Source organism: Paenibacillus humicus NBRC 102415, assembly GCF_004000905.1.
In the GTDB taxonomy this organism is placed as follows: Bacteria; Bacillota; Bacilli; order Paenibacillales; family Paenibacillaceae; genus Paenibacillus_O; species Paenibacillus_O humicus.
Map to the genome: position 1 here is coordinate 22,001 of NZ_BIMD01000014.1, position 21,638 is coordinate 43,638.

General features: G+C 54.2%; 13 protein-coding genes. All 13 read right to left on the reverse strand.

Features of this window, described 5'->3' with window-relative positions; genetic code table 11:
• Positions 1-191 precede the first annotated feature (191 nt).
• Positions 192-7,412, reverse strand: coding sequence for a helicase-like domain-containing protein (locus PHU01S_RS10920; RefSeq protein ID WP_437348426.1), 7,221 nt, complete (start codon positions 7,410-7,412; stop codon positions 192-194).
• 13 nt (positions 7,413-7,425) lie between these two features.
• A complete protein-coding gene (locus PHU01S_RS10925) occupies positions 7,426-7,692 on the reverse strand; it encodes a helix-turn-helix domain-containing protein (protein WP_084781212.1) in 267 nt (88 codons plus the stop codon).
• Positions 7,693-7,706: 14 nt separating this feature from the next.
• Positions 7,707-8,195: a hypothetical protein gene (locus PHU01S_RS10930; protein WP_049867106.1), complete on the reverse strand. Its 489-nt coding sequence runs from the start codon at positions 8,193-8,195 to the stop codon at positions 7,707-7,709.
• Positions 8,196-8,225: 30 nt separating this feature from the next.
• On the reverse strand, positions 8,226-12,056 hold the full coding sequence (locus PHU01S_RS10935; RefSeq protein ID WP_246029214.1) for a DUF5704 domain-containing protein: 3,831 nt from the start codon (positions 12,054-12,056) through the stop codon (positions 8,226-8,228).
• The gene (locus tag PHU01S_RS10940; protein ID WP_232316759.1) at positions 12,057-13,112 is read right to left on the reverse strand and encodes a copper amine oxidase N-terminal domain-containing protein; all 1,056 of its coding nucleotides are present in this window, start codon (positions 13,110-13,112) and stop codon (positions 12,057-12,059) included.
• Between the two features lie 183 nt (positions 13,113-13,295).
• Complete coding sequence (locus PHU01S_RS10945) at positions 13,296-14,267, reverse strand: DUF916 domain-containing protein (protein ID WP_049867104.1); 972 nt, start codon at positions 14,265-14,267, stop codon at positions 13,296-13,298.
• 69 nt (positions 14,268-14,336) lie between these two features.
• On the reverse strand, positions 14,337-15,320 hold the full coding sequence (locus PHU01S_RS10950) for a hypothetical protein (RefSeq protein WP_127507629.1): 984 nt from the start codon (positions 15,318-15,320) through the stop codon (positions 14,337-14,339).
• Positions 15,307-15,855, reverse strand: coding sequence for a hypothetical protein (locus tag PHU01S_RS10955; RefSeq protein WP_049867102.1), 549 nt, complete (start codon positions 15,853-15,855; stop codon positions 15,307-15,309). Before PHU01S_RS10955 ends, PHU01S_RS10950 begins: the two co-directional genes overlap by 14 nt.
• A complete protein-coding gene (locus PHU01S_RS10960; RefSeq protein WP_049867101.1) occupies positions 15,852-16,244 on the reverse strand; it encodes a hypothetical protein in 393 nt (130 codons plus the stop codon). The genes PHU01S_RS10955 and PHU01S_RS10960 overlap by 4 nt, the downstream gene beginning before the upstream one ends.
• A 67-nt stretch (positions 16,245-16,311) precedes the next feature.
• Positions 16,312-16,791: a hypothetical protein gene (locus tag PHU01S_RS10965; protein ID WP_049867100.1), complete on the reverse strand. Its 480-nt coding sequence runs from the start codon at positions 16,789-16,791 to the stop codon at positions 16,312-16,314.
• A gap of 72 nt (positions 16,792-16,863) precedes the next feature.
• On the reverse strand, positions 16,864-18,933 hold the full coding sequence (locus PHU01S_RS10970; RefSeq protein ID WP_049867099.1) for a hypothetical protein: 2,070 nt from the start codon (positions 18,931-18,933) through the stop codon (positions 16,864-16,866).
• Positions 18,930-20,792 carry a Flp pilus assembly complex ATPase component TadA gene (locus tag PHU01S_RS10975; protein ID WP_049867098.1) on the reverse strand — a complete coding sequence of 621 codons (1,863 nt, stop codon included), beginning with the start codon at positions 20,790-20,792 and terminating at the stop codon, positions 18,930-18,932. Before PHU01S_RS10975 ends, PHU01S_RS10970 begins: the two co-directional genes overlap by 4 nt.
• A complete protein-coding gene (locus PHU01S_RS10980) occupies positions 20,789-21,628 on the reverse strand; it encodes a CpaE/TadZ family protein (RefSeq protein ID WP_048743945.1) in 840 nt (279 codons plus the stop codon). The genes PHU01S_RS10975 and PHU01S_RS10980 overlap by 4 nt, the downstream gene beginning before the upstream one ends.
• Between the last annotated feature and the right edge of the window lie 10 nt (positions 21,629-21,638).

Genomic DNA, 21,638 nt, shown 5'->3' on the forward strand with positions numbered 1-21,638 from the left:
CAATTCCAATTCCGGCATGGTTTCTCCCTCCTCGGTCGGATCGGTTCCATAACAAATAGGCGGTAGAATCGGGCAAAAGCATCCGCCGCCGCTTGGGATGGCATACAACATGTGCGTACCTCCAGAAATGCGAAAAGGACCCCAAAAGCCGGAGTCCGTTTCGTCCTGTGATTTATACCTTTCCATTGCTGTTATCGCTCTCGATCCGCAACCCGCCGTTCGGGTGCTTCCGGTTCTTCATCCGACACGCTGTCCACGGCTTCGTTTTCCCTTTTGTCCATGTTCAGCAGCACATTTAACTCCGCGAGCCGCGCGGACTTCGTTTGCAATTCCTGCTCCTGCTTGAACGGTGCCTCGATCTGCTCCTTCGCCGTTACCATCTGTTGCTTGAGTGTTGCGAGCTGGTCACGGCAATAGGCGAGCTTATTCGGCAAATCCGACAAGGTGTTGTTTATTCGACTCATATTGCCGCCTGCATCCGGTCCTAACGTAATCGTATGGCCCAAAGCGCCGCGCAGCGTCACCTTGTATTCCTTTGCAAAGCTATCAAACGATAGCCATAAGGAAAAGCCCATGTAACTGCCTGCATCCTGCGGATCGGGAGAGGTCATGCCCTTGCAGGCTTCCAGCAGGGCAACGCCCGCCGTAGCACGTTCCGAGTACGTGTAATCTTTGATGGTCATACCGGGAAAACGGGAATCGTCGCTGCTAGCCTTTTCCGACGCTTGGGCGCGCATGAACAAGGCCACGTCCTGCTCATACCCAGCAATGCGTTCCTCCGTTGACTTGAACTGTTGCGGCAGCATTTTGAGCAGCCGATCCTCCAGCGCATAACGCTGGCTTAAATGATTCGCCTTGAGCAGCTTGAGCTTGGATACCTGGATGTCGAGGTCCATCTTCTCCTTGATGTACGGATTTCCGGTCGCCAGCGCTTTAACTTCAGCATAGGACAAAGCCGTCTCATCAATGTCCTCGGCAGAACGAACCGGCGATTTGCTGGTCATGATCTGCGAGATAAACCGCTGCTTGTTCTCCAGCGTTTGATAGAGGTAAGCGTCAAACGTGTTCTCTGTGACATAACGGAAGATGTGAACCTCGCTGTTCTGGTTGCCTTGCCGAATAATCCGCCCGCTGCGCTGCTCCAGGTCGCGTGGTCGCCACGGACAATCGAGGTCATGAAGCGCGATCAACTTGGTCTGAACGTTCGTTCCCGCACCCATCTTAAACGTCGATCCGAGCAATATGCGAATCTGTCCCGTTCGCACCTTGGCAAACAGTTCCTTCTTCTTCACTTCTGTATTGGCGTCGTGAATGAAGGCGATCTCCTCAACCGGAACGCCTTTCTCCGTCAGTTTTCGCCGCAGCTCGTCGTACACATTAAAGGTTCCGTCCTGCTTAGGAATGGAAAGGTCGCAAAAGACCAGCTGCGCGAGCCGCTGATCCCGACTGTCGGCCCATTGCCGAAAGACGTTATCCGCGCAGGCGCTTACTTTACTGCCTTCGTCATCGGGTAGCATGGCGTTTGCCAGCCGCTGATCGAGGGCCAGCTTGCGTCCGTCGTTGGTGATCTTGAGCATGTTGTCTTCATGCGGCTCTACTCGCTTCGCTCGCACCAGTTCGGCGCGGCTGGCGAGATCCGCGACCATCTCACGCTGAAAATCGCTCGGCGGAACAGCGACGTTGTGGAAGTGGGCTTTGGGAACCGGAAGCTGGAGCATATCCGCTGTCTGAATGTCCGCCACTTCCTTAAAGACGTTCATCAGCTCCGGCAAATTATAAAAACGGGCAAACCGCGTTTTCGCGCGATAGCCCGTTCCTTCCGGTGCCAATTCGATGGCAGTAACTGTTTCGCCAAATGTTGAAGCCCACGAATCAAAGTGCTGCAAGCCTTGCCCGCGGAGCCGCTCGTATTGCAAGTAGCGCTGCATCGTGTACATCTCGGTGATGGAGTTGGAGATCGGCGTACCCGTGGCAAAAATAATGCCCCGTCCCTCGGTCAATTCATCCAAATAGCGGCACTTGGCAAACATGTCCGATGACTTTTGCGCTTCGGTTTGCGATAGCCCGGCGACATTGCGCATTTTCGTATAAAGGAATAGATTTTTGTACGAGTCTGCTTCGTCGACGAACAATCGATCGATGCCGAGTTCCTCAAAGGTAACCACATCATCCTTACGGCTCGTGTCGTTCAGCTTCTCCAGCTTGACCTGCAGCGTCTTCTTTGTCCTCTCAAGCTGCTTGATGGCGTACCGCTCGCCCTTGGCTTCCTTTAGCTCGCGGATGCCGCTGGTGATTTCGGATATTTGCTCGTAAAGCTGTTGCCGCTGGCGCTCCGCCGAGATCGGAATTTTTTCAAATTGCGAGTGGCCGATAATAATCGCGTCGTAATCGCCGGTGGCAATCCGTGCGCAGAACGTCTTCCGGTTCTTCGTTTCAAAATCCTTCTTGGTGGCGACAAGTACGTTCGCGGACGGATAGAGCATCAAAAATTCCGCAGCCCATTGCTCGGTCAGATGATTAGGAACAACCAACATGCTTTTGTTGCACAGGCCCAAATGCTTGCTTTCCATTGCCGCGGCGGTCATCGCAAAGGTTTTGCCCGCGCCGACGCAATGGGCGAAAAGGGAATTGCCGCCGTAGAGCGTTCGGGCAACCGCATTGACCTGATGCTGCCGCAACCGGATTTCCGGGTTCATCCCGGTGAAGCGGATATGACTTCCATCATATTCGCGCGGACGGATGGAATTAAATCGATCATTGTACAGTCGCGTGAGCTGCTCCCGGCGCTGCGGATCTTGCCATATCCAGTCTCGAAACGCTTCCTTCATGGCTTCCTGCTTTTGCTGCGCGATAGCCGTTTCCTGCTTGTTCAGCACCCGCTTTTCCACACCGTTTTCAACGGCCGTATCGAATATCCGTACATCCCGCAGATTCAGCGTGTCTTCGAGAATTTTGTACGCATTGATGCGATTCGTACCGTAGGTGACATTGGCCTTAATATTGTTACTACGATCATCGCTTTTGCCTTTAACGTTCCAGGCTGCTGTGTAGCCGGAATACATCACGTTGATGGAGGTTTGGTACATATACGGCGTATCCACCAGTTCGAAAATGAATGCCCGAATGACTTCCGGCGGCAGCCAGGTTGCGCCCAGTCGTACATCAATCTCGGAAGCGTCCAAGTCCATCGGCTGCACGGCTTCCAGCGCTTTAACATTTTCAGCGTACCGCTCGGCGTCAAAGGCCGCAAACTGTTTGGCAGTGCGCAGCTTTTCACGAACATTGCCCGATAAATACGCATCCGCTGTTTCGTATATCGGTTGTCCTTCTTCGTCCAGATTTTCAGGATTCGGGAAGATCACGCCGCGAAGCTCCTGCACAAGCAGTTCCTGCGCGAGTCCGGTCAACTCTGCCATATACGGCAAATCGACGCGAGCTTTCGTACCGATGGAAACCGCCAGCGCCTCCGAAGCCGTATCCACCTGTTTTATGTTGGTGCGTTGCCGAATGGTACGCTTCGTGAACATATCCGCCTTACGTAGCAACCGTCCTTCCTCATCTATGACTTCCAACGAACAGAGAAGGAAGTACGAGCTGTCATCCGAAAAGGCAAGGCTATTGGCGCGACTGTTAATCAGGCCGTATTGCGTTGTGAACCGTTCGTATTGCGTATCCAGCTTGCGCTGTTGCTCCCTTATCGCTTCGTCGCTGTAATCCTCGGTTTGGTATTCGATCAGTTCGCGCACCGTGTCCCGAAGCTGAATCATGCCCTTGATACGGCCCGCCGCAGTTGCTGATGTTTCAACCGGTCGCATCCGGCTGTTTTCCCGAAAATAGATGCGTCCTTCGACCAGCGCAAAGCTGAAATTACGAACGGACGGGTCGGCAGGCAGGGAGACTTCCTCCTCCTCCGGCTGTTCCTCCCGTTCCAAGTCGAACCACTCCGCATGGATGTTCGCTAGCGCCTCACGCAGCAGCTCGTCCAAAGGAGCGTCCGGGTAGGGACGACAGGTCGTTTCCTGTTGATTGCCGTACATCCGATCATCGTAGGCCATCGTACCAAGAACCATTTCGGGGCGGGCCGCAAAGTAGCTATTCACCGGTACATCCTCTGCCGTAACGCCGAGCGAAAGCCATTCCTCGGTGTGCTCGCTGACGGCCATCTTACGGTCCCGTTTTTGCAAAAACAAAATGTCGGCGGTCACTTCGGTTCCGGCATTCGCCAGGAACGCATTATTAGGCAGACGCACCGCGCCAAGCAGCGCGGCCCGTTCCGCGATGTATTTTCGGACGGTTGGGTTATGTTTGTCCATCGTTCCTTTGGAGGTAATAAAGGCGATGATGCCGCCCGGACGAACCTTATCCAGCGTCTTCGCAAAGAAATAGTCGTGAATCAGAAACTTGTGCTTATCGTATTTTTTGTCGGCCACGCCGTAGCTGCCGAACGGGACGTTACCAATCGCGAGGTCAAAAAAGCTGTCCGGCAAGCTGGTTTGCTCGTAGCCGCTGACAGCAATCGATACTTGCGGGTAAAGCTGCCGCGCGATGCGCCCGGTGATGCTGTCCAGCTCAACGCCAAACAACCGAGCGTCCTGAAATGACTCCGGCAATAGACCGAAAAAATTGCCGATGCCGCAAGACGGCTCCAAAATATTACCGCTACGAAAGCCCATTCTCTCCAGGCAATCGTACATCGCCTTGATGACGGTTGGAGAGGTGTAGTGCGCATTTAGCGTGGAGGCGCGGGCGGATGCATATTCCTCCGGGTCCAGCAAATCTCGCAGCTCCGCATATTCGGGTCCCCATTGCGGATTCCCATCATCAAACGCTTGCGGAATCCCGCCCCAGCCCACATAACGGGCAAGCACAGCCTGTTCGTCCGCTGTCGCCTGACGGTTATCCTTCTCCAGTTTCCCGAGCAGCCGAATCGCTTCCACATTCCACTTGTACTTGGTTTTCGCGCCGCCATGTCCCAATTCGTTGTCCATGATTCGGTAGTTGCTGACCGGAGCCAATTCATGCCGAAGCTTGGGGGCAGCGGAAGGAGGAGAGGGAGTCAATCCCTCACCTTCATCATGTGCCGCTTGCTCCGGTTCGTCCACCAGTTCCGTATCCCATTCCGCGTGTTCCGAATCCGATTCCTGCTGGCCGGAAATCAGATGATCGTTCAGCGGATTCTCGCGCAGCATGCGCTCGAAATCCCGGCGATTCATTTCCTGCATGAATAACGGAAATTGAACGTCCTGCAGTACAACCTTTCGCGGCTCCATCTGCGCAATTTCGTATTCATCCGCACCGATAAATACTTTGCTGCCCTCAGTATACGCATAGTGCGCCCGAGCCCGGTTGGGTATTTGCTGCGACTCATCCGGCTGCACTTCCGAAAGCGGCAGATTGTGTTCCGTCTTTTCCGCCGCGCGCTGCCTGCGCTTCTCCTCCTGCTGCTCGGCATAGGCAGGCAATCGTTCTTCTTCCTGGCGGTTTAGATAACGGCCCGCTGCCAGCAGCTCGCCGATTCGCTTTTGCACCTTGATCCATGGCAACACTACTTTAACGTCCGGGTTCATAATAGAACCTCGTGTCACCGTAATTCCCTTACTATCGTGATTTTCATGAATATCGGTGCCGATCAGAGCAGGGAGGCGCCCGCCAGTGCCATATTCCCGTTTCAGAAAATCAGCGTTTTCCTGCGCCGATAACGACTGTTGGAAAAATAGCGCGATGCGATGCTTTCCGCTCTCAAAACCACTTCCACCTTGCAGAACAGCGTCGATGGCCGCTTGAGGAAGTGAAAAAGCGGAGGCTTTTTCGTCCTCCGCTTGCTTCATCCATAATGTCTGCTGCTGAATAGAAGGCACCGATGTACGAACAGGATCAAACTCGTTAAGGATCATCATGCTGGCGAAATGCCCGGCAATCACCGACCAATCGTAAAAGCTCTGCGCCGTCCGCTGCTCCGCCGATCCCGTCCAAAGATGCAGTACGTTGCGGTACGGCTCAAAACCGGCCTTTATGTCATCATCTAGCGTTAACTCCGTGATTCCCGGAGGGAACAGACTGCGTATATACAGCGTCCGTTCCCGATCTTCCTTATTCACATCAAAAAAGGCTTCGATAGCCGCCTTGCTCTCGGAAAGCGGCGCGGCGCGAAGCATATCGTTGATGATCGCTTGGTCATGAAAAAACGGAAGACTTCTGTCCTCCGTTTCCCGGTCGTACCATTTTAGTGATAAATCAGCTCCGTGAGAATCAGTTCCTCCGCTTGCTGCTTCAAGCTGTTCATGTGACTCGTCCAGCCCATCGGGTCGGTCGCCTTGTCCGGGGCCGGGTGCTGCCGAGTCAGTTCCTGCATCGTCAGGTTGATCTGCTCCCGTGCTGTCCGGTCGATGTCCGCCAGATGCCGGGTCAGTTGCTCCGACAGCATCAGGTGCGCGTAGGTTCCCTTCCGCTGCTCCTTGAGAAACGTCTTGTGCAACATCCCATATTTCCCGATGCTCATCGGTTCGGTCAGCGTCAGGTCGGGCAGCAGGTAATCCACGCTCGGCGTGTAGGTCAGTTCCATGCTCAATCATCCTTTCGCGTAATTTAGCTTCATTTTGCGGCAAGGATTCTGGCCTTGCAACGGTACGACTCGCCTGTCGCTCTTTTTTTCGCTGCTCATCGCGGCGCATCGCCCGAACGGTGGATTCAATCTCGCGCAGCATCGTTTCAGCTACGTCGCTGATCGCCGCGCCCAAATGTGACAGCGCAGGGAGCGTATTGAAATAGCCGACACCGGACAGATCGTCAACGCTGATGTAACGGGAGGGTTCCAGACCGCAGCGTGTCAGCGCCATAAAGGTGACCGCGTGTTGAGCGGCTTCCCTGAACAACAGTTCCACATGCGGCTCATCCAGTTCTTCCAGCAGGCTGTTATCGCGTTCGGCCAGCAGCATCCGCACGTAATCGGCGCTGTGATCCTCCACCGCGTCTCGGGCAGCAGACAACAGCGTGTCAACCAACTCCATACCAGGCTCTCGTTCACTGCCAAATGCATTTTCCAGCGTTTCGATGACGGCTTCCGTATCCGGCTCCTCCATGCGCCATAGGGAGATGGGTTGTCGGCTGCGGCTCTGCGTGTCCGACACATCGAAGACATGACGCAGCCCCAGATGACTGCCCCGATCCTCGATCAGCGCGATGCCTTTTGCGCCGCGCTTTACCCAACGGTTCAACCGCTTGTTCCAGATTTCAATTGAAGCACAGGCCGTAGCATCGGGGCGCTGCGCGTAAATCAAAAGTTGATCTTGAAACGGATACTTGTAGTTCCAGGCTGCCGTTCGCAGAAAATCGGCCCAGCGCTCGGGGTGATCCGAAACCGCATGGGCCGTACTGGCGGCAAGCTCGGACATTCGCTGCAACTTGGCTGTCAAAGGTCGCACCTCCTCATACGAAGGTAATTTGGTTCGTCAGACGAATGCCTTCCTCGGAATATCTTGGCGTGAGCCGAATAAGTCCATTTTGCTGAAGCCGATGCAGGTTGCGACGCACAGCAGAAGTGGAAAGACCCACCTCTGATGCAAGTCGCCTGGACGAAAGCAGTACCGCGCCGTTTCGCCCGCCTGCACGATCCAGCAAATAGCTGTACAGCAGCTTCGCTGCAGGGGGAATAGATGCTCCGGTCAGCAACCGGTAACGGGCAAGATCATTCATAGAAGTGCATCCTCCTATCGTTCCAGTTCAGACTTCTGCTTTAGTGGTGCCGATGAAGGGGAATGGAGGGGCGACGACAATTCAATTATTCGCTCCGGCCGAGTGAAGCAATATAAATAAAAGTTATAGTCGCCGGCACGCGGAAAGCATCGCAGATAGTAACGATGCTTTGCCGTCTGTAAACAAAAGCCATAGACATCGCTGTGCCGCGCGCTTGGTAGACGGGCCTCTGGATGTTTTATACAAAAATCGTGCATGCCACTGCGGTTTTGAAGCAGCCCCTGTTCCGTCAACGCTTGAATGACCGCTCCAAGCTCCTCCCGAAAATCAGGAGTTTTCAACGAAGAGATATGTTCGAACCAAGTCGCCCAGAATGCCTCCCCATCTTTGCCGAAATCACCGCGCACATGCCCAATACAACCGCGCTCCGTATCCTTCTCGATGGAGGCGGAATAAAAATAAGCCTCATCCTCAGATGTGGCAATCTTCAGCTTCTCAATCATGCTCTTTTCCTCCCAAACGGTATGCTGTTTTTAATGGGTGCCGCCCGTACCAAAATCGTCGTAGCTGGACAAGTCGGCGTGATAAAACACAACATCCCCGTCTAGCAATAAGAACATCCCCCCGTAAGGATCGACAAAACTGCGCTGAAAACCTTCCATATGCCACTGGTTGTCCAGCGGCGCATTTTTATACTGCAAATGCGGGTGAGCGATGTCCTTATTGCGAATGGTTTCGATGTTAAAATTGACTACAAAATAGCCGTCACGCAGGAAGATCGGCGCATTGTCGTCCAGCCGGTGGGTACGTCCGTACTCGGCCAGATTCATGCCTGCTGGCACTGCATAGGGAGCAGCGGGAAGGCTATACTCGCCAAACCAGCGCTGCACCGAGGCATTAGCTCGTGCAGTATCAATGCCGGACGGCACCTGCATACTGCCGATAAACGTCCGGAGCTGCGAAGGAAGCAGCATGCCGTCGTAGCCACCGACGTAAATCCGCTTTTGCGCCGCTTCCCTCAAATACTGCTGTACATACGATGTCTGACTGCCGGAAGAACCATTCACCCTCCAAAGTGAACTGGCAGTATTGGTTAACTCCTGCTGCGACACATTGCGCAGACGGGTATCCAGCGTCACCAGCCGCTGCTCGGTGTCTTCCGTGGAGCCGATCCGAATAAACCGCTTGGTTCCCGAATGATAGTACAAGTCCACCTGTTGTCGGTTTTTGCCCTGCTTGTCAACGAAGTAAAAGGTAGGCGTGATTTTAATCCCGTCGCCCGCGCTGAACATGTTGCCGAGCGTTTTGACCTCAAATTTGAAGTGATAGCCTGTTTTTACGACAACATTTTTCTTTCCGCTCTCCGGGTGACTGCCGGGCCGAATCGGCAGCACGTAAGGGGCCGTATTGCCGCGCGCCGCGCCGTCGATCCCTTTTGTACCAACCCAATAGCTATTTCCGGTCGGCGTCGCACTGCCTGCCGCCGTTCTGAACACCTTTTCCCACTGGTAGTCGGCAACATCGGTAATTCGGAAGTCGAACAGACGGCCAATAACCTCAACCGCCACAACTTGTGTCGCCACATGATTAGTTAAGTCCAAATTGGCATTACTTTGTGATGTGAATGAAGCCGGACTGTTTTCGGCAAACGTGCGGAATAGTACATCATAATTTCCCTCATCTACCCAAACGGGCATGTAAAAAGTGGTTGTAAGCTGGCCGACAGGAATCGAAGTCCAGGTGTCCTTCGGAATCAACGTTGCGTGGTCAGCCTTGTATACATCGAATGGGAACCTTACCTGCTTGTCTCGCACATATTTGGCATAGTCCCGATTGCCGTAGCCGGTAATGTCCCGGTGCGGCCCGCTGGTAGGAATCGTCACGGTAAAGGGACGATCCAGAATAAGCGCCGAACGATCGGCTGTCGGCACCGTTTTCTGATTGTGCGCCTGATCGTTGGCTACTGATGCCAGATTGACGACGGGGGTATGCACCGTCACCGGATTGATGTCATTGATCGGGAAGCTTTGGTTCGATCCGCCGCCGATGCCCTTGACCAGCGTATAATAAATCGTGCCCGTGCTTGGCTGGCTCGCCTTGTTCGTTTTAGTCGGATCAATGACAAAGCCCGAACCATATAAAACGTCCTGCCCGATCATGGGAGATGCGGGAATCGCCCCCGGAGCGGGAGCCGTTTCCTCAACCGTCCGATTATCCATGATCGTTTGTCCGTTAAAGACGACCGTATCGTTTTTGACCTTGATTTTACCGACTGCATTTTCAGCCTCAGACTTCCAGTTCTCGCTTGGAACCGAAGGTCTACTGGAGCCGCCGTAAACCGTTTGTCCGGAAAGCACAACGTTGCGATACACCGGGTCCGTAATATGGGACGAGACCGCTGCATCATGGGTGGCGGAAACAGACGGTGCGGTATACCCGTTTGCTTGCAGCGTCACCGAACCGGCAGGCAGGGCATAGTTGGCGACTGTCGCCTTCTGTAAGCCATACACTTCCAAACGGTCTACCAGCCAATAGCTGTACTTTCGCTCCACGTTGTAGCTTTGGGTGACGGTTTGCGTGTCGGATCGGGATACCGGAACCGTGGTCGAATGGCCTTCGCTATCCGGCGGGCCGGGAACATATTCCGTCCAACTCAGCGTATACGTGCGGCTGACTGTAATCGGGTAAGATTTCGAGCCTTTCACTTCCGTGAATGTGTTGCGATACAAATACGCTTTGGCGCTCGCGTTAACATAAAGGCTTTCTGAGGTCGGAATGCCCTTCAAAACGTCAAAGCGTTCTGCGCCGCGCGAATCCGCCTTGATGATCGCCGATGCCGTGGCATCCATCGCCTCGGCTTGCTGGCTCGTGCCGGGTGACGAGGTATCGCCGCCATTGTCGCCTTTGCGTACGGTGTGATCCGAGGTGGAATCTCCGCTGTTACCATTAGCATCTTTCACGACGACCGTGATTTTGACGGTAATACTGGAGCCGGATGTGAATGGAATTTTGATCGGCAGCGATTTACTTGCCGTCAGCCCGCTGAGTGAGCCGGACTTATCGCTAGGCGTAACGAATGTTGCGTTCTCTATTTTTGTGATCTCATACGTTTTGAGCGGCACGGGTGACTTCGCTTCAAATACAAAATTTCCATCCACAGAGGTGACGGAAGCATCGACGTGATCTGGCGCGTCAATACGAGAGGTCACGGTAATCGGGGAAGGAATTTTATAGATGCCGACGAAGTTGGAGCCGCCAGAGCCAACCAAGATGGAGCGTTCGAGCAGCTTCGCGTCGCCTTTTTCTTGTATGAATAGCTTCTCATCCGGCTTCTTGTTGTTTGTGATATAAGTGCGAACAATTTCATATGTCTGGCCGCCAGATGTGAGCTGCGGATCAAACGTATAGCTCGCTTCCTCTCCAGTCTCGTAGACGCCTTTGTCGACTTCCTTGAGTTTCGTACCATCTTCCTTTTGATAGATCGCCTTTACCGGGTTATTTTCAGCGTATTCGGCAATCGCTTCCGTTCCGCCAAGCGCAACCGTGAAGCTTCGCGTTCTCACCTTCGGATTCGTATCCGGATTTTCCTGCAACCAGCTTTTCTGCGTTAGGTCCTTCTTCGGCGATAGGTAGGAGCGGACAATACTGTACGTTTTCCCGTTATCCTCAATCGTCGCAGGAAACTCGTGGTTGATCGTCTCGCCGACTTTGTAGTCGCCCTTATGGAACGTGACCTCAGGCTGATTGAGGATCGTTCCTCTCACGGTTTTCGCAACGACATCGACAGGAAAATTCGCGCTGCGATAGGGGACGTGAATCCCAAAGTAATCATCGAGATCATCCGGGTGCGCCCAAGGTTCAGCGTTCTTGATTCCTTCTAACGTGTAAAATGGTCCTTTGCGCACGTTTCCATTGCCATCGACGGATACCATAATTGCGTACAAGTACAGGTCGTCGTTGTCCTTGATGTCTCCCATGCCTGCTTGCCACATGCCGTCCGTTACTAAATCTTCACTGACTTCGTAGTAGGTCGTGACCGGCTCTCCGGGAATTGGGGGGTTCGGATTTTGCGCGACTTGACGCACCTGTTGATTGACAAATGATGCGTGACTGCCGTTACGTGGATCACTACACTGTTTGGATGATGTATTCGTGCAGAGTTGGTCACGACGCACCGTCCAACCTACCGTTCTGTAGCGGATGGACGAGGTTGCTGCTGTGCTAGTGATTTCAAATTTGATCTTACCCTCATCTACCCGGACAGCCGGTGTCGCAGCATTCATAAGAAACGGAAAGCACGACAATAAAAAAGAGCATGCCAGCAGCATGCTCAACGTGATTCGTATGAATTTAGGTTTGCGCATCTAGTTCGAGTCCGCCTTTCTAATGATATGATTGCGGAACAAACTTGCATTCGGATCGACCTTCAACGTACTTCCCCAATCGCCGCCTACATTAGTGGATAGAGAAATATCGGCGTAGCCTTCGTACCAAACACCTTTCTCAAACGTTTGTTTATTCGGGAACCACTCATCGTAAAGCAAGTCATTGCTTGCCTTGTACGAGACGAATTTAATCCTGAACTTGGATCGCACAAAGTTGTTGCCAAACCCATCTTTATAAATCATGGATGGCTCGGGATCAAGATAGCCTTCCATCTGGATTTGGTTCTCTTTGACCCATTCTGCGTAGCGGCGAATATGTTTCAGTTCGGCATCAGAGTTTTGCATTTTGGTAGCAAAAACCGCCTGCGCCCAAGCGTCATCAATCGTGTTGTAATTTACATTCAGCCAAAGCGCACCGAATGCTTTCAGTCTTCCCATCCAAATATCCACGTTCTTCTTGTTGAATTCCGGCTTCGTCGAGTAGAGGACGGATGAAACTTTGCTGTCTGTTGGATGCGAAAATGGATAGCCCATCTCGTACATTTCGTTCGGAACGTCCGCAAGAATGTATGGATAATCGCTCGCATTCTTCGGTAAGTCGGTCGTGCGAATCAAGCGCCCCCATTGGTCGATCTGCCCCGCGCTATCTTCGCTGGTCTTGATAAACACGGTGTCTGTCGGATTGTCCCAATCCACCTTCGCACCTAACACCTCGCTGACGAAACGGAGCGGCACAAACGTTCGACCGCCGCTCAGGATGGCTTTCGTATCCAAAGTGACCGCTTTGCCATCTACCTGCACAACATTTTGGTCAATCGTCAGAACGATAGATTGATCGTCTCTCGTAATCGGAACCGTCTGTGTTTTCGATTCCCAGCCGACTTTCGCTCCGAGCGATTCGGCGACAAAACGTACCGGGACGAGCGTTCGCCCGTTCTCATCAATAAACGCCTGCGCGTCGGGAAACCAGATTTTTTTGCCGTCCATGACGACGCTGACAAAGGTTGGCGGTTTACTGGCTGCGCTTGCCGTCAAACTGAATATACTTCCGAAAAGTGTCACAATGAGGAGGGATACTAACCTTCTTTTCAAATGCCTCACTCCCTAAAGAAATTGTGCGGAACTGGAAAAACTTGCTGTTGCCTACATCATAGTGCCGATTCTGTTGCCTGTCCACTGTCCGGCAGTCTGTCCTCTGCAGGAACCAGGAGCCGCTCGTTACTCCGTGCGCGAAGCCCTTCTTCTTATAACAACAACGACGATGACAAGAATCAGCAGCAAGCCCCCGTAGACGAAGGATGGGCGCAATCCAAATGAACCTTCATGATGCGGAGAAATGTCCCCAGTAGCTTGAATCACGGTTCCTGAAGGCATAGTCCGACCGTCCGTTACTTCAAAAGGGAATTCCTTCTGTTCTGTGCGGTCACCCAGCGTTGTCTTTACTTCCGCCATGTAAGAACCGGGAGAAAGCGGCCTGTTTAGGTCCGCCATGTACTGTGCGACCGTGCCTGCATAAATGGAATCAACCGTTGATTTCCTTTCAAACAAAAGCTCGCTGGCATCGTCCTGACGTTTGAGCCGCACCTCGATCTCCGGTTCGGACAAGCTATCGCCTTCATTGACCAGCAAAATCGTCAGGCTCGCTTTTCCGTTCTCCAGCGTATATGCGGCCGCGTGCGGGACAGCCTCAGGAGGCTTCGCTTCGTCCAACTTGTAGTTGAGGACGACCTGCAACCCGATTTTACGCGCCGCCGATTCCCTCATACTTTGATCGTAGACGCCGATGACGGACACGTACTGGCCCGGCTCCACACTTTCAGGTATCTGCATTTCCATTGTAAAGCTTTGCGTCTCGCCAGCCTTGAGGGTTATACTGCGATCCGGCGCCCTGTACCATGCAGCCGAACCGGTATCGGGATCGCTCGGTAAAGTAAAATCCTTTCCGCCGCCCAATGCAGGCATGGCATCGGCCGCATAGAGCAGCGCTGTTATTTCCTCATCAGTGGGATTCGTGACGTGAACCTTGTACTCTCGCTTATCGCCGGGTACTATATCCTCGACATAAGCGCCCAACTCCGGATTGATCCGGTCGGAATCCCCACTGATGACCAATTGCTGCCCGTCCATAGGGTTGGTAAATCCGGCGGCTATCCAAAAAACGATTGCCGCCAGCACCAGTCGAATCCACATGATTGATGAACTCCTTTGCTTGTATTCCGCTTGCCATCGCTTACATGAGCGAATAGGCATACGTTCCTGCTAGAAGGCCGAGCCGAGGCAAGTCAGGGGCATATATCCCTTGCGTGCGGCTGCTTGCTCGCTGGCAAACGTTTCTTCGGTCGGATAGGTGTAACCGCAGGAACTGCGGTAGTACACCTTCATACTGCCTCTCCTTGCCCCGATGATCGTTGGACGTTTCACGATGCGGCTCCCGCCAAGCGCATAGTTGTTGTACACCTTTGCTCCCATCGGGATACCTTGTACAAAAGCCAAAACGCCCACATCATCCACCGTATTGTGCCAGTCCTCATCGGAGATCAGAGGCAGGGTGAACGTGTAGGACAGGCCATTTCGAGAGACTGTTTCGTTATATCGATTGATCCGGTAGGCCAACTCGTCCTGGATCGCCCGGACAATCGTGCTTCGTCGTACCTGCTCGAAGAGCGCAGCATCCTGCAAAAGCGGTATCGTCGTTTGCTGCCGGATGTCCTGCCGCAAGCCCTCATGCCAGCTTCGGCTGGCCGCATCGTAAGCGAGTACCTGCTGGTCAAGCGTAAAGGACAGGCTGTTACCCGCCGCATCGACATACGCATAAGGCTTCTTCGTTCCCCAAGCCGGATTCATGACGGTTTTTCCGTCAGCCCCCGTCCATTCTTGCTTGGAATAGACGTAAAAGCCGTCGTAGCCGACGATCACGATAGCCGGAATGTAGCGATGCAGGACACCTTGCGACACCAGATCATCCGCAGCGCCGAAGCCCGTGTCCAGCGTCCGGTAGAACGCCGCTAGTGCTTCTTCCTTGTTCAGCGCGAAATGCTTGGCCGAGGCATATTGCGCTTCCTGCTGCTGGCTTGCGTTAACGACGAGCAACCTCGCGGCGTCGTCCACCGCCGCATCTAGTGCAGCATCGTAACTCATCTCCGACAGCACCGTCCGTCTCAGGGTATCCGTCTCATTCCGATTGACGATCGCGAAGGGAAGAAACAACAGCGCGCCGACGATAGCCCATTCAATCCATTTCATTGCGCACCACCCCGCCATACGGAATCACGATTTTTTCATTCGGGCTAATGGTATTGTTCAGAAAATCAAAGAACAACGTGCCTGCCGTCCGGTTCGTATTGCGCACAATTACCGAAAAGCTGTCGCCCGCGCGCATCCGATAACGACGGTTTGGGTCATCCTTTGCTGCCAGATTGTCGGGGAACAGCTCCGGCAGGATCTGCGCATTGAAAAACGCATCGTACTGTACCTCGTAGTTGCCCTTAAAGGTTTCGGGCCGTGTCGGATCGTCGTAAACCGGCACGTACTTCTTGCTGTCATGCTCCATCTGAACGTCGAAGGTATTGCCGGTCGCCGCAAGCGCGGTCATGAAATCGTTGTACATCGTTGGCGTGATGCCGCCTTTGTCCCGAACCGCATCGACGAAGGCTGTCGTCGCGCGCAAGGCAACAAGTTCCGAAATATCGTCCTGCTGGTCAAAGGCGGCAGAGAGCGGGTAGAGATAGAGCAGCAGAACAGCGATCAATACGGCGAAAATTTTGATCAGACTGTTCATGGCAGGCTCCTTAGTGTCAGGCGCTGCAAGTGACCGGAAACGTCCCGTTCATAGGCGGGCTGATAACGCCCCTTTAGACGTATGCCTGCGGACGAAAGCTGCTCCCGTTCCAGCGGCGGCGCGAACCGAACGCCGTCTACCACCATTTCCGCATCTCCTTCATCTAGGCGAGCGATAGCTTGCAGCACTTCCGCACCGGATACCGAACCGTCGCCCGAGAGCGGTACAGCGATTTGCTGCAAGTTACGATCCTGCGATTGGCCGGTTACATAGGCAAGCGAATTGAGTGAGGCACCGGTCTGAAACAAAATCAGACCGCTGCCTGCGGCCATGAGGAAAACGAGCAATGCTGCGCTCATCTCCAGCATCGTTCTTGGCGCATAGTTCATGTGTTACACCTCCTTCATGACGAAAGCGTCCAACCTGGGCCGGACGCTTTCGTAACCTCATCCGACCTTATTGCTGCCGGAAGACGATGCCGCGAATGACATTGCTGCTGTCCAGCACCAGCGTGCTGCGGAACTTGCCGCTTGGATTAACGTAGTTGATATCCGCTTCGTCTACGGTCTGGCTAATCTGGCCGGGTGCGGCTCCGACGATTGCGCCGTAGGTGATGCTATCCAGAGGCACACCGGTATTGATAACCTTGCCGTACCACTGACCGGTCGGGTTTTTGCCGGTAACGATCTGGATGCCAAATTGGTCCTGATCGCGGAACTTGCGAAGCGCGTTGACAACCTGACTGCCCGAAAGCGTCGTATTGTCATACACCGTAAACGCCGTTTGTGAAAGCTCCGTCTGGATATTGCTAAAATTGCTTTGAGCCGCCTTGGTCGAATCCTGGGCGGAAATAAACAGCACGACAGCCAGTGTAATGAGTGCGATGGCAAGGAAGATTCCTGCTGCCATGACAAGTGCCTTCTGCGCATTGGACATGTACAATTCTCTCCTTTGATTAGGGGATAAAAAAAACGCCTTCCCGCTGATGAAGGAAAGCGTCTATATGGGTTACTGGATGCGTTGAAGCTGATCGTAGTACACGGTCATCTGATGTAGGCTGACGACGACAAGCGGAATGACCAAATACCCGAATATCAACGTCATCAAGGGGGCAAACCCGATCCAGCGTCCCCAGCCTGCCTTTTGTTCAATTAACTGTTCATACTCCTGCTTGCGCTGCTCCCGCGCAAACGCCTGCTCTGCTTCGAGATCGTCGAATGCCTGCCGGATCGTCAAATGCTGCGAAGCCATTTCCAGCTTTTCCACGATCCGAACAAAAGGTAGAAACGGTGCATCTTCTTTGAGCTGCGCAAGCGCCTGCTCCTCACCCTGTTCAAAGTGAAGAAGGCAGGCTTGCAGTGGCTCCTTGAAGACCTGCGCGAACTGCTCCATCCATAACAGAAGCTGTTCAACCGACATCCGATCCATCCCGGCGAGCATGGCAATCACGGCCTGCAACTGATCCACCTCGTGTTTCATCTCCATCTGCCGCATACGCCGCTGGAACAGCCGAATACCAACTGGCAGCGTGTACCCGCCCCATCCTGCGGCGAAAGCCAAAAACGCTTCCCACCACGCCAGAAAAGGCTTATTCAGCTTCTCCAGCTTGCCCAGGATGCGCCGCGCCGCCTCTCGAAGCTGATCCTCCTTGACCTGTGCAGCCGGGTCCTTGCGCAGCAGGCTGATGACGCTATTTTCGCTTCGCGGCCTCACCTCCTTTAATTGATCGAGCATCCTGCGATCCAGCGCGGCGGCTTCCCGTGCCTTCGTTTCCTCCTCCGGGGACAACTGCCCGAAAAGTGTTCCCGGCTTCACAGGTGAATACAGCACCTGATGCCGCTCCGCTGCATGCAAGGACACGAATAAGCCCAGCACCGCCAAAAAGGCTGCGAACCCGGCTACGATCCGCTGCACGTAAAACCATTCGAGACGTAAGGGAGAGGCTGTATCCTTGAGCAGCCGGGTTATCCGTTCCGCTTCTCGCGAGCCGGGAACCGGCCCCAGCCGGTGGGCCAGCCAGCGCATCCACGGCCAGCCATAAACCCGTTGCTCCCATCTTTTTCGGCTGGTGGGCCTTGCTGTCGCATCCAGCTCCGACAGGTTGCGCAGCAGCACGTAGCATAGCCACACGACGACAAGCAGACAGAGTTTGGCGGCCCAACCGAAAGCGCTGGCGTAGAACGTGTCCATTGCCGGAAAAAAGTGGCTAGCCCAGGCTTCAATCGGACGGGTAAATAGCAGCGGCAGCAGCGCGATAACGGTCAGCCCCTGTAATAAGAAGCTGAGACGCTCGCGACGCAGCAATTCCAGATTCAGTTCGATGGACAGCTTTTCCAGTCCCTTGAGGTAGACCGAACCGCTTTCCGTTTGCTGATCGCCATGCTCCTTGATGAGATATGACAATCCCGCAAGGCCCTGCAAATAACGATTCGGGGCATGCTCCACATATTGCGCCAGTTTATCTTCGGCGTCGCTGTCCGTCAGCATGTCGTACAGCTCTTGCCCGTGCAGCGCCATTTCATACGGCGCGCTGTCCGCCGATTCATAGACGGCTTCATCTACCATCCCGTGACGATGGTAATGATGTCTCACATCCCCAAGAAACAGACGAAGTTGTCGCAGCAGCCGCATTTCGAGCCGATAAACACCCATATCCGAGAGGATGCCGTGGCCGACCCAAAGACCAATGCCGAGCATCGCCAGCGTGTAAGGGTCGCGCACCGCCAAAACAAGCGGAATCGCGGCCAAAAACAGGACAAGCCACATCAAGAGCGCCGATTTCATCACCTCAAGCCGCAGCTTCCATTCGTCCCCGAGCCGCAGGATGACCAATCGCCTGCGAAGGTGCAGCAAGTACATCCTTAAAACCGGCATCTGCTCGCAAACGCTGTATAGCTGCTGCATGAAACTGTAAACCGCCTGCTTGCGAGGCGCTTGCCCCGGCTTACGCAGCGCTTCGTAGCGCCGGACTGCCGCCACCTCCGAATCACGCCGGGACAGCCACAGGAAGGCCGCGACAGCGGCAAGAAAGAGCACGGTTGCGATGCCGAGCAGAGGGGAGAGCCATTCCTGAATCATGTCTCATCCCCCCAATGGGATGCCAGAAACGCATCAAAGACGGCCTTATCGGGGCCGCTCAAGTATTCCGCAATCTCGCAGCGACTTTGCTCGGACAGGGGATGAACGGCAGCGTAACGGCCGTCGCGGTATTCGACGAGATTTCGGGCGGTGTACAGCGGGCGATCCGTCGAGCGGCGGAAGTATTCGAGCGTCGTTTCCATAAAGGCTGCCATCCGTTCGTCCTTTGTCATTTTCCCGCGAAAGGCTTCCGGGTACGCCGTCTCCTGCGGCACTGGGACGCATTCCGTAATGCGCTCGATATAGCGCCGTCCGTCCAGGTCGCGGCGGAGGTGAATATCGAAATTGACGACGCTGACGACCTGCTGCTCCGCCACACGCTCGTTCGTAAACACCTTTGTTTTCAACAAGGAATTGCGGAGAGACAGCACAAGGTCACGGAAGGTTTTGGCGTGATGCGTGAACAAGGTGAATAATGACGCCACCTGTGCCATCTGAACCATCCAAGCGGCGACCGGGTCGGTCGCTACCTCGCCCAAAATATTGACAGAGCCGTCCGTCTTCTTCTGGATGTCCAGCCCCTGTTGACCGGAAATCGTCTCGGTTTCGCGCAGGCTGACGATGTTGCGTTCTGGATAAATTTTGCGCAATTGAAGCTCAAAGCTCATTTCCTGTACCCGGATCGGCAGCACTTCTGGAATATGACGAACCATCGCCATAAGCAGCGTTGTTTTGCCGCTGCCCTGCGCGCCGGTAATCGCGGTGATCCGCGCACCCGATACCAAGTAACGAATGAGGCCAATCGGCAATTCCGCGCCTTCGTCCTGAATCAACTGCTCTAGTGTCGCGCTTTGCACGTCGAATTTGCGCACAAAAAAAGCCCACGATTCACTGAATCGGGGGCGTAGCACGACGACGCGGGAGCCGTCTGCCATTTCATTGACCTTAAATCCGTTCGCCTCGGACAACTGGCCGGGAAAATTGTGCTTGTAGATGATCTGGCAAACGCGTCGCAGTTCCTGCTCGGAGCCGAAGGACAAGAAGCTCAGGTGGATGGACTTCCCCTTGTAAAACAGCCATATGCTGTCATGCGAACGGGGCAGCGACTGAAGCTGTGCGTCCTCCTCCAGCGACCATTCGCCCTCCCACATGAGCGGCGGCAGACCGGATACGCCCCCGGATACGCCGTCCACACGCATGTCGCGCAACTCGTCCACGACGCTGAATCCCTTGTAATGCTGATAAATCCGCTGGACGACAAGTTGGAGCTTATCGTCCGTCGTCAAACGCGGCGCTTCACGGGCGAAGACGCTACGAATATCCTCCGCCGTAATCCGGTACGTTTCAAGCTGGCCTTCCTCGTTTCGTCTTTGCCGATCCCATTCATAGGTTTGAACGAGCCGGTCGAGCGCATGAAGCCCGGCTTCCTTTTTATATGTGTAAAGCAGAATATCAAACTGGTCTTGCGCGGAGAGGGACTCCGGCTGATGAAATGGCAGCAGGAGGTTCAAATTCGCATCGTCCAACTCATAGCGCTGCACGAGCAGGTCGGCAATGATCTCCTTGACGTATTCCTTGTCCCGCAGATCACCGGAGGTGCAGCCCCGCAGCGCCTTTTTCAGCTCCGCCCGTTTGCTTTTTCGGCGGCGGTATTCTTCCTCCGACAAACCGAAGTCGGCTAGGTTGCTGCTGGTTAACTCGTGTAGCGTTGCTTTTACGAAAGTGGTCATCGCTTCCAGCGTATATACCGATGTGTCGTCCGTCCGTTCCGGCAATCGTCGGCTCAGGCGCAAATAAAGGAAGAAGATTGAAAGCAACAAGAGCGCGATCAGGATGAAGGCATTGAGCAAAGCCGTCATGGCGTGTCGCCCTCCTTCCCTTCGAAAAGGTGCTGCCTTGCGCCTGCGCTTTCTATCACAGCCTGCGCCAATCGTCGCACCTGCTGCACGAACAGGTGGTTCTCATGACCGCTTGCTATCTTTCTGTTGCGAAACCAGAAAGGATTCGCTTCGCCATGCTGTGCCGCATCCATCCAGCCTGTATTATGTGCAACAGGGTACACGGTCGGTCCTATACGGAATTGACGCATGAGATTTTTAGAAGTGAGCGTCGAATAAGGGTCGTACTGTCCGAACACGAGCAGCGTTCTTCGGCCTTGCAGCATCGCTGCTTCTGCCGATTGAAAAAATCGCTCTAGAAGGAGACGGTTTTGCGGCAGGCAGACGACCCATACGTCGGCCTGCTGCCGCAGCATTTCGTCCCAAGCCGACCCGCTGCCGCTCCCCCCATCCAACAGCACTACATCGTAAGCGCGGCGGGCAACCGCAAGCAGCGGTGTGAGCCATTCCTTTGCCGTTTCGATAAAGATATCCTCTTGCTTGATGGAGCCGGGCAAAATATCCAGGCGATCCCGCAGTAACGGATGGGCATAGTCACGCAGCATGACAGGCTCCAGCTTGCGGTTTTTCAGCAGACGCAAGAGCGCATCAATTCCCGTGTCCGGGGTATGCATGTCCTCTCTTCCGGCAGGTCGATAATAGGCTCGTTCGACAGCGGCGTAACTGCTTAGCAAATGCCCAAGCAACAGCAATCGCGCCGAATATTCCAAACCCATGCACGTCGCCGCGGCGAGCAGATTAGTCGTTGTCCCGGCCTGACCTGATACAGGACTCCAAAATACAACGGTAGCTCCCATAAACGTTCTC

What these genes read in the sequence shown, in the direction of transcription:
- PHU01S_RS10950 (WP_127507629.1), bottom strand. Translation starts at nt 15,320, where the DNA reads ATGAAATGGATTGAATGGGCTATCGTCGGCGCGCTGTTGTTTCTTCCC.
- PHU01S_RS10935 (WP_246029214.1), bottom strand. Translation starts at nt 12,056, where the DNA reads ATGCGCAAACCTAAATTCATACGAATCACGTTGAGCATGCTGCTGGCA.
- PHU01S_RS10965 (WP_049867100.1), bottom strand. Translation starts at nt 16,791, where the DNA reads ATGTCCAATGCGCAGAAGGCACTTGTCATGGCAGCAGGAATCTTCCTT.
- PHU01S_RS10970 (WP_049867099.1), bottom strand. Translation starts at nt 18,933, where the DNA reads ATGATTCAGGAATGGCTCTCCCCTCTGCTCGGCATCGCAACCGTGCTC.
- PHU01S_RS10960 (WP_049867101.1), bottom strand. Translation starts at nt 16,244, where the DNA reads ATGAACTATGCGCCAAGAACGATGCTGGAGATGAGCGCAGCATTGCTC.
- PHU01S_RS10980 (WP_048743945.1), bottom strand. Translation starts at nt 21,628, where the DNA reads ATGGGAGCTACCGTTGTATTTTGGAGTCCTGTATCAGGTCAGGCCGGG.
- PHU01S_RS10975 (WP_049867098.1), bottom strand. Translation starts at nt 20,792, where the DNA reads ATGACGGCTTTGCTCAATGCCTTCATCCTGATCGCGCTCTTGTTGCTT.
- PHU01S_RS10925 (WP_084781212.1), bottom strand. Translation starts at nt 7,692, where the DNA reads ATGAATGATCTTGCCCGTTACCGGTTGCTGACCGGAGCATCTATTCCC.
- PHU01S_RS10930 (WP_049867106.1), bottom strand. Translation starts at nt 8,195, where the DNA reads ATGATTGAGAAGCTGAAGATTGCCACATCTGAGGATGAGGCTTATTTT.
- PHU01S_RS10945 (WP_049867104.1), bottom strand. Translation starts at nt 14,267, where the DNA reads ATGTGGATTCGACTGGTGCTGGCGGCAATCGTTTTTTGGATAGCCGCC.
- PHU01S_RS10955 (WP_049867102.1), bottom strand. Translation starts at nt 15,855, where the DNA reads ATGAACAGTCTGATCAAAATTTTCGCCGTATTGATCGCTGTTCTGCTG.